General features: G+C 32.3%; 11 protein-coding genes. 6 read left to right on the top strand and 5 right to left on the bottom strand.

All coding sequences use genetic code 11. The features are described 5' to 3' along the window. The gene (locus tag RMO53_RS14025; RefSeq protein WP_310381891.1) at positions 1–1,707 is read right to left on the bottom strand and encodes a M23 family metallopeptidase; all 1,707 of its coding nucleotides are present in this window, start codon (positions 1,705–1,707) and stop codon (positions 1–3) included. Between the two features lie 176 nt (positions 1,708–1,883). Here RMO53_RS14025 and RMO53_RS14020 point away from each other — a divergent pair, with 176 nt between their 5' ends. From RMO53_RS14020 to rny, 3 genes are all read left to right on the top strand, one after another. Beyond that, on the top strand, positions 1,884–2,174 hold the full coding sequence (locus RMO53_RS14020; protein WP_310381889.1) for a hypothetical protein: 291 nt from the start codon (positions 1,884–1,886) through the stop codon (positions 2,172–2,174). Positions 2,175–2,182: 8 nt separating this feature from the next. Beyond that, positions 2,183–2,476, top strand: coding sequence for a cell division protein ZapA (locus tag RMO53_RS14015; protein WP_310381887.1), 294 nt, complete (start codon positions 2,183–2,185; stop codon positions 2,474–2,476). A gap of 210 nt (positions 2,477–2,686) precedes the next feature. After that, positions 2,687–4,249 carry a ribonuclease Y gene (gene rny / locus RMO53_RS14010; protein WP_310381886.1) on the top strand — a complete coding sequence of 521 codons (1,563 nt, stop codon included), beginning with the start codon at positions 2,687–2,689 and terminating at the stop codon, positions 4,247–4,249. 107 nt (positions 4,250–4,356) lie between these two features. Here rny and RMO53_RS14005 read toward each other — a convergent pair whose 3' ends face one another. From RMO53_RS14005 to RMO53_RS13995, 3 genes are all read right to left on the bottom strand, one after another. Next, positions 4,357–5,865, bottom strand: a complete 1,509-nt coding sequence (locus RMO53_RS14005) for a PAS domain-containing protein (RefSeq protein WP_310381885.1) — start codon at positions 5,863–5,865, stop codon at positions 4,357–4,359. Positions 5,866–6,013: 148 nt separating this feature from the next. After that, a complete protein-coding gene (xerD, locus tag RMO53_RS14000) occupies positions 6,014–6,910 on the bottom strand; it encodes a site-specific tyrosine recombinase XerD (protein ID WP_310381883.1) in 897 nt (298 codons plus the stop codon). Between the two features lie 82 nt (positions 6,911–6,992). After that, complete coding sequence (locus RMO53_RS13995) at positions 6,993–7,610, bottom strand: porin family protein (protein ID WP_310381881.1); 618 nt, start codon at positions 7,608–7,610, stop codon at positions 6,993–6,995. Positions 7,611–8,067: 457 nt separating this feature from the next. On the opposite strand from RMO53_RS13995, the gene RMO53_RS13990 reads away from it, so the two are divergent. From RMO53_RS13990 to RMO53_RS13980, 3 genes are all read left to right on the top strand, one after another. Beyond that, positions 8,068–8,610, top strand: coding sequence for a porin family protein (locus tag RMO53_RS13990; RefSeq protein ID WP_310381880.1), 543 nt, complete (start codon positions 8,068–8,070; stop codon positions 8,608–8,610). Positions 8,611–8,687: 77 nt separating this feature from the next. Next, positions 8,688–9,101 (top strand): type II 3-dehydroquinate dehydratase, encoded by a 414-nt coding sequence (locus tag RMO53_RS13985; protein WP_310381878.1) that lies wholly within the window; start codon positions 8,688–8,690, stop codon positions 9,099–9,101. A 98-nt stretch (positions 9,102–9,199) separates the two neighbouring features. After that, the gene (locus RMO53_RS13980; RefSeq protein WP_310381876.1) at positions 9,200–11,686 is read left to right on the top strand and encodes a DUF5686 and carboxypeptidase regulatory-like domain-containing protein; all 2,487 of its coding nucleotides are present in this window, start codon (positions 9,200–9,202) and stop codon (positions 11,684–11,686) included. A gap of 132 nt (positions 11,687–11,818) precedes the next feature. Here RMO53_RS13980 and murA read toward each other — a convergent pair whose 3' ends face one another. After that, positions 11,819–13,129, bottom strand: coding sequence for a UDP-N-acetylglucosamine 1-carboxyvinyltransferase (gene murA, locus RMO53_RS13975; protein WP_310381874.1), 1,311 nt, complete (start codon positions 13,127–13,129; stop codon positions 11,819–11,821). Positions 13,130–13,148 lie beyond the last annotated feature (19 nt).

Here is a 13,148-nt window from a genome sequence, read left to right as displayed (position 1 = left end):
TTATTTTTTAATTATTTGACTTCTAAAAAAATGTGTTTCAAAGATAGTAGAATTCCCAACATTATCAATCACTACCACTTTTAATTCATTTTTTCCTTCGGCAACAATTCCATCGCTGAAATTGTGTGTGATTTTTTTTGTTTTGTTATCATATTCAAATAAAATCCAATTCCCGTTCAAATAACCAGTATAGGATTTGATACCTGACAATAAATCACTAATTGTAAGTTGAATGTTTTTTTGAAGGCTCAATAATTTTCCTTCAATGGGTTTTGCAATTGTAATTCTGGGAGCAATTGTATCTAAAATTAGGGCGAACTTCCCTAAAGTTTTTGTGCTTGCTGTAAAAACATTTTCTTTTCTGAAAGTAGAAATGTATCCAATTTTTTTATTGTTAATTGCAGCAATAAATAATTTTCCTTTTTGGACTTCGTTGTGTTTAATGTCTTCAATTGAAATTGTAAAATTTGAATGCGCAGGAACAGTATCGTCATGCAAGTATAAAGTATCTTTTTTTACATCAAAATTGAAATTAAAATCTTCATAAAAAGTGCCCGCTGGAAAAAACACAGCCCTATTGTCTTTTTCAAAACTGGAATCTTTAGTTGCTTTTACTACATATTTAGAAGGTATTGGTTCCTTAACAACAACTGTTGTTACTGCTGAATCATACTTAATTGGAATTGTGACTGTGCTTTGATTTCCATAAAAATCTGAAACTTCAATGCGATATACCGACGCTAGATTTGGAATTGCTGCAATAACACCGTTTTTTTCAACAGTTTTAATTATACTATGTTTATAAGGGTTTTTCATGAATAATTTTTGAACCCGTTGTTGTGTTTTTTTATATTTTGAATAATCAATAAATGCATTTATATAGCGCATTTCATCAAATGAATAGGTATCAAATTGGTACCCAAAATTAGGTACTCCGTTATAGAAAGTATGCACTTTATAAACCCCATTTCGATTGAAGGAAACATTGTCAAAATCATAAGTATTTATTCCAAATCCAATTGTGCCATTTGCAAGTACTTTGTCCGCGAGATACGTTCCGTCTTTTTGCAAAACTAAGTTGAGCGCTAATGGACGCTTTGATTGATTAACAACTGTTTCATCATTTAAAGGATAAACATACACACTCGAAATTATAGGTTTTTTAGTGTCTTGTAACATTTTATCAAAACCAAAAAGCATTGGATTTATAATATTTTCGGTGGTATTGTCTCTAAATTCAAAATGCAAATGTGGTCCTTCAGAAGCTCCAGTATTTCCAGAAAGCGCAATAATTTGTCCTTTCTTTACAATTAATTCGTTCGGCTTTAAATACACTTCAATTTCAAATGATTGTGCTGCATAATGAGCTTTCTTGATGAAATCTTCAATCGAGTCTGTAGCTTTTTGCAAATGACCATAAACCGAAGTATAACCGTTAGGATGAGTTATATATATGGTTTTTCCGTTTCCAAAAGTGGAGATTTTTAATCTTGACACATAACCGTCTGCAACTACATGAACTTCTAAGCCTTCTTTTTGCATGGTTTTTAAATCAAATCCAGCATGAAAATGATTGGGTCTTAATTCTCCAAAGTTTCCTGACAATTGCATAGGAATAGAAAGTGGCGGACTAAAATAATCCTTTGGGTAATTCATTTGGGCAGAAAGCATGCCAAAATAAAATATAAAAACCAGTACTAATCGCATAAAATAGATTTTTGCTAAGATAAAAAAAAGTAGTTAAAAAATTACATTTTGAGTCAAAACCATAATGAACTGTTTTACAGATAATTGATTTTTTTAAGATAAAAAATGCAATAAAATAGTGTAATAATAAAAAGGAATACTAACTTTGTAAGATTAAGTAATGAATAGGATTTATAATGAGTGTAATTGCAGAAATAATTGATACTCTTGAAAATAAGATTGAAAAACTTTTTGGTAAAATAAACAGTTTACAGAAAAATACTCAAGATTTAAAAATAGAATTATCAAAGGCTACTCAAATCATACAAACCCAATCTCATGAGATTGAAGCTTTAAAAAAACAGTATGAAACACTTAAAATTACCAACGCATTATTGGGCAGTGAAGATAATAAAAGAGATACAAAGCTTAAAATAAATTCATTAATTCGTGAAATAGATTACTGTATAGCACAACTATCAGATTAATAATAGATATGGACGAAAAGCTTAAAATTAAAATATCAATAGCAGACAGAGTGTATCCGTTAACGGTTGAACTCTCTCAAGAAGAAGGACTTAGAAGTGCTTCAAAAAAAATTGATGTGATGATAAAGCAATTTGAAGAAAATTATGCTGTACGAGATAAGCAAGATGTATTGGCCATGTGTGCCTTACAATTTGCTTCTAAATCAGAACAAAAACAAATTGATAATGCTATCGATGGAGTAGAAACTATGGATAGAATAAAAAAAATCAACGCGCTTTTAGATCAATATCTCAACGATTAAATACGTTCTTTACAAAGACTAAGATACTGCCTACATTAGTTCCTATTTGGTAAACTCAACACTAACAATTTAGAATGAGCGAATCTTCGTTACTATAGCACGTCCGCCTTCGGCGGAAAGCTTGAACAACGAGTAAGCTCAAAACTTGTATTTCCGAGTTTATTCAAGCAATCTAATGTAGGCTTTTTTATATAATAAATTCAGATAACTATGGACATTTTAACAATAATTATTTCGGGAATTGGAGGCATTGCAGGAGGTTTTGGTATCGCCAAAACTATTGAGAAAAGCAATATTTCTAATTTGATCAAAAGCGCAAAAAAAGAAGCTTCTTCCATTTTAAGAGACGCTAATCTTGAAGCAGAAAATATTAAAAAAGATAAAATTCTTCAAGCAAAAGAAAAATTTATCGAACTCAAATCAGAACACGAACAAGTAATACTAACTCGTGATCAAAAAATGGCCGAAGTAGAAAAAAGAGTTCGCGATAAAGAATCTCAAATTTCTAATGAATTATCAAAAGCCAAGAAAGTCAATGATGATTTTGAATCTAAAACTATTGAATACAATTCTAAAATTGAAGTTTTAGATAAAAAACAGACCGAAGTCGACAAGTTGCACAAAAGTCAACTACAACAACTCGAAGTCATTTCTGGCTTATCTACAGAAGATGCCAAAAATCAATTAATAGAAGGATTAAAGAATGAGGCAAAATCGCAAGCAATGTCGCACATTCAAGATACCATTGAAGAAGCAAAATTAACAGCACAACAAGAAGCCAAAAAAATCATTATCAATACCATTCAACGTGTTGGAACAGAAGAAGCTGTAGAAAACTGCGTATCCGTTTTTAATATTGAATCTGATGATGTTAAAGGTAGAATCATTGGTCGTGAAGGTAGAAATATTAGAGCGATTGAAGCTGCAACTGGAGTTGAAATCATTGTAGACGACACACCAGAAGCTATCATTCTTTCTTGTTTTGATCCCGTTCGTAGAGAAATCGCACGATTATCATTACATAAATTAGTTACTGATGGACGTATTCACCCAGCGCGTATCGAAGAAGTTGTTGCTAAAACTACCAAACAAATTGACGACGAAATCATAGAAGTTGGTAAGCGTACCGTTATTGATTTAGGTATTCATGGATTGCATCCAGAGTTAATAAAAGTGGTAGGTCGAATGAAATATCGTTCGTCTTACGGACAAAACTTGTTGCAACACTCCCGCGAAGTTTCTAAACTTTGTGGCATTATGGCAGCTGAACTTGGCTTGAATGTAAAACTGGCCAAAAGAGCTGGATTATTACACGATATTGGTAAAGTTCCAGATGCAGAGAGTGATTTACCGCATGCTTTATTAGGAATGCAATGGGCCGAGAAGTATGGTGAGAAAGAAGAAGTTTGTAATGCCATTGGAGCGCATCACGATGAAATCGAAATGAAATCATTACTATCGCCAATCGTTCAAGTTTGTGATGCTATTTCAGGTGCAAGACCTGGAGCAAGACGTCAAGTTCTTGATTCTTATATTCAACGATTAAAAGACCTTGAAGAAGTGGCTTATGGATTTAACGGGGTGAAAAATGCTTATGCAATTCAAGCAGGTAGAGAACTTCGTGTTATAGTAGAAAGTGAAAAAGTTTCTGATGATAATGCAGCTACTTTATCATTTGAAATATCCCAAAAAATACAAACCGAAATGACGTATCCAGGTCAGGTGAAAGTAACTGTAATAAGAGAAACTAGAGCGGTAAATATTGCTAAATAATCCTCTTATATTTCATAAAAAAACTTCTCAATTGAGAAGTTTTTTTGCTTTAATTATATCTTGCAAGCTCCAAAAAATAAATTTATTTATAATAAGTTCAACTAAATTTAATCGCTAAAAATAATTTTAAAAGTTGTTCCAACACCCATTTCGCTCTCGACTGTAATGTTGCCTTTCATGGCTTCAATTTGATTTTTGGTTATATATAGTCCAATTCCTTGTGCGTCTTCGTGGTTATGAAACGTTTTGTACATTCCAAATAACTGTTCGCCATACTTCATTAAATCCAGCCCTAAACCATTATCAGTAATAGACAAAACCGACGAATTATTTTGGGTTGAAAATGAAAATTTTATAATTGGAAAACGACTTGGATGAGAATATTTTAATGCATTTGTAGTAAAATTCAATAAAACACTTTCGAGATAGGCGGGATTAAAATTAACCAAAACTTCATCAGAAACTTCATTAATAACAGTAATTTTTTTATCATTTAGGTTAACAATTTCAGCCGTTCTATTGATGTAAAAATGCAACTGTAGTGGTACTTTATAACTATCCAAATCATTTTGAATAGCTACAATTTCGGTTAAATTTACAATTGTTTTGTTTAAATCATTCGATACTGTTCGCAAATGCGAGAGCATAGTTTGTTTATCATCAGCATCATTTTCATCATCAATAAAGTCGAGGATTGATTTAATATTCCCCGCATGAGTATTTAAATTATGGGAAACAATGTGGGAAAAATTGAGTAGTCTGCTGTTTTGTTCTCTAAATAATTGCATCGTTTTTACCAAATCTAATTCTTTCTCTTTCTGTGCAGAAATATCAGTATGAGTTCCAATGACTCTCAAAGGCTTTCCGTTTGCATCTCTCTCTATTACTTTTCCTCTATCGAGAATCCACTTGTATTTTCCGCTTGAAGTCATGACACGATGGTAATTTTCATAAAATGGAATCTTATTCTCAAAATGCTCGTGGATGTCTGAATAATATTTTGCCAAATCATCTGGATGCACAATTTCGTCCCATCGTTCTGGCGAATCAAAAATATCCATGGACTCTAAATCAAGTATTTTCATGGATTGTGAGGAGTAAAAAACATTATTAGTTCTCATATCCCAATCCCATACACCTTCGGTGCTGGCTTCTAATGCAAATTGATACCTAGCTTCGGAAATTTTAAGTTTGAGCTCCTGATTTTTTATATCAGTAATGTCTGATATTCTGCCATAAAAAGCTACATTCCCATCTGATTCCGCTTCTGGTTTTGATGAAATCTTGAGCCATCTTTCCCCTTTTTTGGGCAAACTAACTCTGAACTCTAAATCCCAACGTTGTAGATTTTTTTTGGCAACAATAAATGATTCGAAAAAAGTTGCTTTATCTTTATCCAGAATTCTATTAAAAATTGCTTTTTCTGAATGTGTTTCAATATCATCAAAAGTTAATTCAAAAATATCTGAAATTGATGAACTTACAATTGGAAATACGTAGTAATTATCTGGAGTAATTATAAATTGAAATATTAAATCAGGAATCTCTTCAAATATTTTTTTACAAACCTTATTTGAACCGGTGTAATTTACTTTTTTGTGGAAATCAAAAACCATAACTTATTTATTGTATTATTATTTTAACTTTTTTGAGCCGAAATAAACAGTTATAAATGTGTATAAAGCAATACTGTGTATTAACTTATGACAATATATAAAATTGTTTTAACAGTTCAACCCTATTAAACAAAAATAAAGCCAAAATTTATTTTCTTGGATGGAAAGTATGGATAACTTGTGTCAAAAATTTCCGGTCTAAATGCACATAAATCTCTGTAGTTGTAATGGATTCATGGCCTAACATTAATTGAATGGATCGTAAATCTGCTCCGTTCTCTAAAAGATGTGTCGCAAAAGAATGGCGCAAAGTATGTGGACTTATGTTTTTGTTTAACTCTATCTTAGCAGCCAAATCTTTGATTATTGTAAATAACATCGCTCTCGTAAGTTGTTTTCCTCTCCTATTTAAGAACAAAGTGTCCTCAAATCCTTTTTGAATATATAATAGATTTCGCTTGGTTTCCTTATAAATTTGAATGTACTTCTGGGTTAAATTTCCTACGGGAACAAAGCGTTGTTTGTTGCCTTTACCTGTGATTTTGATAAATCCTTCATCAAAAAATAAATCGGATATTTTTAATGCAATTAACTCCGAAACTCGAAGTCCACAACCATACAAAGTTTCTAACATGGCACGATTGCGCTCTCCTTCGTTAATGCTCAAATCTATGGCTGCAATAAGTGCGTCTATTTCTTCAATGGCTAAAGTGTCTGGAAGTTTCCTTCCTGTTTTGGGGGTTTCTATTAACTCCAAAGGATTGTCTTGGCGATAATCTTCGAAAATCAAATAGCTAAAAAAACTTTTTAAACCTGATATTATTCGGGCTTGGGATCGCGGATTTACTTCTTTTGAAACACTGTAAATAAACTGCTGAACGGTTTCTTCGGTTATTTTTATTGGCGAAACTACAATTTCATTTTCTGTGAGAAAAAGACACAAGCGTTCTAAATCAAAGGTATAATTCTCGATAGTGTTTTTAGACAAACCTCTTTCAATTTTAAGATACGATTGATAACTTTTGATATAACTGCTCCAATTCATGTTACAAAGTAAAGCTATTTTTTAGGCATAAAAAAACCATCCGCCGTGGCGGATGGTTTGAAATATAATAATTCTAAAATTATTAAAATTTGTAGCCTAATGATAATGAAAATACACTGTTCTTAATTTTCGAATCATCTCCAGATTCAGTTTTCTCTATATTTGACAACCCAACATTATAACGAACTCCCGCAGAAATCTTTTTAGTGAAATCATATCCTGCTCCTAAATTTAAACCAAAATCAACAGACTCAAATATGTCTTTAGCATCTTCTTCTCCTTCATTACCATTTACTTTAGCAACAATTTTCGCAGCAGTCAAAAATCCTATTTGTGGACCAACTTCTAAATTAAATTTTTCAGCAGCATAATATTTCAACATTACTGGAATGTTAATGTAAGATAAATTGAAATTAACGTCAGCCGAATAAAGAGTATTATTTAATTCCACTTCAAAATCCTTTACACTTGCTCCTTGGGTTGAGTATAATAGTTCTGGTTGAATCGATATTTTATCAGATACTTTTATATCAACAAAACCCCCAACATGATAACCTGCTTTTGATTGAAAATCTACACCATCCGTGTCTCCAAGAATTACAGCTAGATTCAATCCTCCTTTAACTCCAAATTGTGCTTTTTGAGCATTTACAAATCCAATTGTAAAAATGGCAATTGCCGATAAAATAATTTTTTTCATGTTTGTTTTGTTTTAATTATTAATTTTTGTTGGGGACAAAACTATACTATTTTTCTTATTATTCCAAATCATGAAATTATCAAACAGTTTTTTTATTGTAAATTTATTCTTGTAGAAAATTTAAAAATCAGGTCAAATTAACTAAACCATTATAGACATGAAGACCATAGATTTGATTAGCAGACTGAAAGTCTGCCAGATTAAAATAAAGTCAAAAATACTAACCGCAGATTCGCAGATTTTAAATATGGAGGCAAAAATTAATCTGCGAATCTGCGGTAAAAATTTTTTAGAACCTGAAAGAGAAATGCACTAAATTTTATAGTTTTAACTATTTTTGAGATCCTAAATTAGGGCACTATTTTTGAGAAACAAAAAAAGTCTGATACAATATTTTTATTATTAAAGAGTTCTATATTGCAATTACATTAACTTAAAAAAAATAAATTTTAAAATTATGAAAAAAATCATTTTTGCTTCCATTTTCTTACTTGCTTTGTCAACTAGTGTACATGCTCAATTAGTAAAATTTGGACTTAAAGCTGGATTAAACTACGCGAATGTTACGGGTGCAACTTTGCAAACTGATGCCATAACCAGCTATCACGCTGGGCTTGTTACTGAAATTAAACTTGGAGAAACATTTGCTCTCCAACCAGAATTAGTATACTCAACACAAGGCGCAACATATAAAACAGCCCTTGAGGACTTTAAAAATGAATTGGGCTATTTGTCAATTCCTGTCATGGTAAAAATATATTTGGGCAAAACCGTTAGTCTAGAATTAGGTCCGCAAGCTTCATTCTTATTGAGCGAAAAAAAGGAATTTGATATCGAAAATTCTAACACCTTTGATTTTGCTGCAACCGGTGGATTAGGTTTTAAAATCTCCAAAAATATTTTCATACAAGGTCGTTATGTTTTAGGGTTAACCGAAATCTCTAAAAATGCCGATGCCAAAAACGCCGTAGTGCAAGTTTCGGCAGGAATAATGTTTTAGAAAAAAATAAAAAAATAAATTTACTAAAACCGTTCTCTTTATAGAACGGTTTTTTTATTTTTACAAAAAAAGGAATTATGCAAATCATCATTATCAACGGTCCAAATCTCAATCTACTCGGAAAACGAGAACCCGAAGTGTATGGAAATCAAACTTTTGAAGATTATTTCGATACTTTAAAATCAAAATTTCCTGCGATAGCATTGACGTATTATCAAAGTAATGTTGAGGGCGAATTGATTTCTAAAATTCAGGAATATGGATTTACTGCTGATGGAATTATTTTAAATGCTGGAGCTTATACCCATACTTCAATAGGTATTGGCGATGCTGTAAAAGCAATTTCAACTCCAGTGATTGAGGTTCATATTTCTAATACTTTTTCTCGTGAAACTTTTAGACATCAATCCTATATTTCTGGGAATGCCAGCGGTGTTGTACTTGGTTTTGGTCTTAAAAGTTATGAACTTGCGGTTCGATCTTTTTTGTAGTTTTCTAAAATCTTAGACCATTTTGGGTTAAATTAAAATAACAAAAATTTATGAGTGTAAATTATTTCTACGAGTATATTTGTAGGAAAAAATACTTCATGAAAAAATTTTACTTGCTTTTTTTACTTTTAGTTTCATTTTTTTCCTTTGCACAAATTAGAGGAACAATTACAGACAACAAAGGAATTCCGCTTTCGCTAGTTACAGTTTTAGAAGAAAACACCTATAACGGAACTTCATCAAACGAGCTAGGAAACTACGAGTTGAATATTAAAAAAACGGGCAAACACACTATTGTTTTTCAATATTTAGGATTCAAAACCCAGAAAATAACAATCTCGATTGATAAATTTCCGTACAAACAAAATATTAAATTAGTCGAAGAAAGTTTATCTCTGTCTGAAGTCATAATCAACACAAAAGAAAATCCGGCCAATACTGTAATCAGAAACGCAATTGCTAACAAAAAAGAAAACGCTGAGAAAACAGCTCGTTTCAAAGCGGATTTTTATTCTCGTGGAATTTTTAAAGTCAAAGATTTACCCAAAAAAATATTAGGGCAAAAAATAGGTGATTTAGATGGCGCTGTTGATTCAACGGGAACAGGAATTATCTATTTATCTGAAACCGTTTCGAAAATCATTTTCGAAAAGCCCAACAATTTGAAAGAACGAATTATTGCTTCAAAAGTTAGCGGAGACAATAAAGGTTTTAGCTACAACACAGCCAGATCTACGATTTATGATTTCTATGACAACACTTTATCCTTTAACAGCAAGATGATTTCACCCATTGCTGACAATGCCTTCAACTATTACAAATACAAATTAGAAGGTACTTTTCAGGACGATAATAATTTGATGATCAACAAAATAAAAGTCATTGCAAAACGAGATGCCGAACCCGTTTTTGAAGGTTACATCTACATTGTCGAGGATTCGTGGGCAATTTACGCGGTGGATTTAGACATCAAAGGCTATCGAATGCATCAAGAATTTGTGGATACAATGAAGTTAAAACAAAATTTTAGCTACAATAAAAACAATCAAGTTTGGGCAAAAAACACCCAAAGTCTAGAATTTTCAGCAGGTGTTTTTGGAATAAAATTCAACGGAAAATTCTCTTACGTTTACAGTAATTATGAATTCGAAAAAGCGTTTGCCAAGAAAACTTTTACCAATGAAATAGTAAGTTTTGAAAACAACTCAAATAAAAAAGACACGCTTTTTTGGAATAAAATCAGACCCATTCCTCTCACCATCGAAGAGAATACTGATTATGTAAAAAAAGATAGCGTTCATCAAGTTAGAAACTCGAAAACCTATTTGGATTCTATAGATAAAAAGGGAAACAAATTCAAATTTCACAGTCCTATTACAGGATATCGTTGGAAAAACAGTACAAAAAAACAGTCTTTTTCTTATGATGGTTTGCTCAATATATCATCATTGAGTTTCAACACGGTTCAGGGTTGGAATCTGGATTCAGGATTTTCTTTCAGGAATTGGGCAGCACAAGAGGAAAAAGGCAAATCTACTTCAATAAGAACCAAATTCAACTACGGTTTTTCAGACGATAGATTGCGTGTCACGGTTGATTATTACCATCGATTTAACAACCAGAATTATGCAACCCTTACTGTTTTTGGCGGAAGCAAAGTAAACCAGTTCAATCCCGAAGAACCTATTTCAAAATTTATCAACTCAGTGAGTTCCGTATTTTTTGTAGATAATTATATGAAATTGTACAATAAGGAATTTGCTGGCGCTACTTATGGTCAAGACATTGGAAATAATTTGTATCTGAAAGGCACACTTGAATACCAGCAACGAAAGCCTTTGTTTAACACGACTGATTATACATTTATAAAAAGTGATGCCCTTTACAGTTCCAATAATCCTTTGTTGCCAGACGATAATTTGAACCCCGCATTTGAACAACACCATCTCACAAAGGCTTCATTTTTGGCAAGAATAAATTTTGGAAATAAATACATTTCAAGACCAGACGGAAAAATAAATATCAGAAATGAAGACTATCCAACGCTGTATTTTGGCTACGAAAATGCTTTTGGATCTAATGAAAAAAAGAATGAATACCAATTGATTTCTAGCCAAATCAGATATGATTTTAATGCTGGAAATAAGGGAACATTAGGCATTAACTTAAAGGCAGGAACTTTCATTCACGGTGAAAACATCTCGTTTATAGACTATAAACATTTCAATGGAAACCGAACTCACGTGGGAACAAGCGATCGTTATTTGAATGTTTTTAATTTAATGCCGTATTATTCAAACAGTACAAATGATGCCTTTTTCGAAGCCCATTTAGAACATAATGACAAAGGTTATATTATGAATAAAATTCCTTTGTTGAATAAATTAAACTCCACTTTGGTTCTAGGATTTCATGCTCTTTCCGTTCCAGATAAAAAACCTTATACGGAAGTTACGGTTGGGCTGGACAATCTTGGTTTTGGTAAATTTAAGGTATTTCGTTTGGATTATGTACATTCGTTCCAAAACGGGATTCAAGAGAATGGAGTCGTTTTTGGTTTGAAAATTTTAAATATTTTAGAATAATCTTTGTCAAAGTTTTTAACTTTGACAAAGATGCTGAAAATCAAATACTGCTTTTCTAAGAAATATTCCAGCAAAAAAAAGCGGATTCTATTTATGAAAATAGAATCCGCTTTTTAATTTTTATGATGCAAATTACGCTCTAACTATTTTAGCACCAATGGCTCTCAATCGCTCGTCTATTCGTTCGTAACCCCGATCGATCTGTTCAATATTTTGAATAGTACTCGTTCCTTTTGCCGAAAGTGCTGCGATTAACAACGAAATTCCTGCACGAATATCTGGTGATGACATGGTAGTTGCTTTGAGTTGTGATTTGAAATCATGTCCCATAACTACTGCTCTGTGCGGATCACAAAGCATGATTTTTGCTCCCATATCAATTAATTTATCCACGAAAAACAATCGGCTTTCAAACATTTTTTGATGAATCAAAACATCGCCTCTTGCTTGTGTTGCTACTACAAGAACAATACTCAATAAATCGGGTGTAAATCCTGGCCATGGCGCATCAGATATCGTAAGAATTGAACCATCGATATCGGTTTTTACTTCATACCCATCAACGTGAGCAGGAATATAAATATCGTCGCCTTTGCGTTCTAAAGTGATTCCTAGTTTTCTAAACGTGTTGGGAATAATTCCTAAATTGTCCCAACTTACATTTTTTATGGTAATTTCGGATTTTGTCATGGCTGCTAATCCTATCCATGAACCAATTTCAATCATATCAGGAAGAATACGATGCACACAACCGCCAAGAATTTCAACTCCTTCAATAGTCAATAAATTAGAGCCAACACCTGTTATTTTTGCTCCCATCGAGTTCAGCATTTTACACAATTGCTGTAAATACGGTTCACAAGCTGCGTTGTAAATGGTTGTTGTTCCTTTTGCTAAAACGGCTGCCATTACAATATTTGCAGTTCCTGTAACCGATGCTTCGTCGAGCAACATATCGGCACCAACTAATCCATCGCCTGCTTCAACACCATAAAAATGGTCTTCTTTATTGTAACGAAATTTAGCTCCAAGATTTATAAATCCTTCAAAATGGGTATCAAGTCTTCTTCTACCTATTTTGTCTCCGCCAGGTTTTGGTATGTATCCTTTTCCGAAGCGGGCCAAAAGTGGACCAACAATCATTATAGAACCTCTGAGCGCACCACCTTCTTTTTTGAAAGCTTCGGTTTCAAGATATCCAATATTTACTTCATCGGCTTGAAAAGTATAAGAACCCGAACCTATTTTTTGAATTTTCACTCCAAGATTTCCTAAAAGTGTAATCAATTTATTAATATCTATAATATCAGGAATGTTATTGATTGTGATTTTATCAGCAGTCAATAATACAGCACATAAAATTTGTAACGCTTCGTTTTTAGCACCTTGTGGTGTGATTTCTCCTTTTAGAGAAATACCTCCTTCTATTTTGAATATTTCCATTTTATTTGAATTAAAAATT

It is taken from the genome of Flavobacterium sp., from assembly GCF_031409475.1.
Taxonomy (GTDB): Bacteria; Bacteroidota; Bacteroidia; order Flavobacteriales; family Flavobacteriaceae; genus Flavobacterium.
This window is presented reverse-complemented; position numbering and strand designations above follow the sequence as displayed.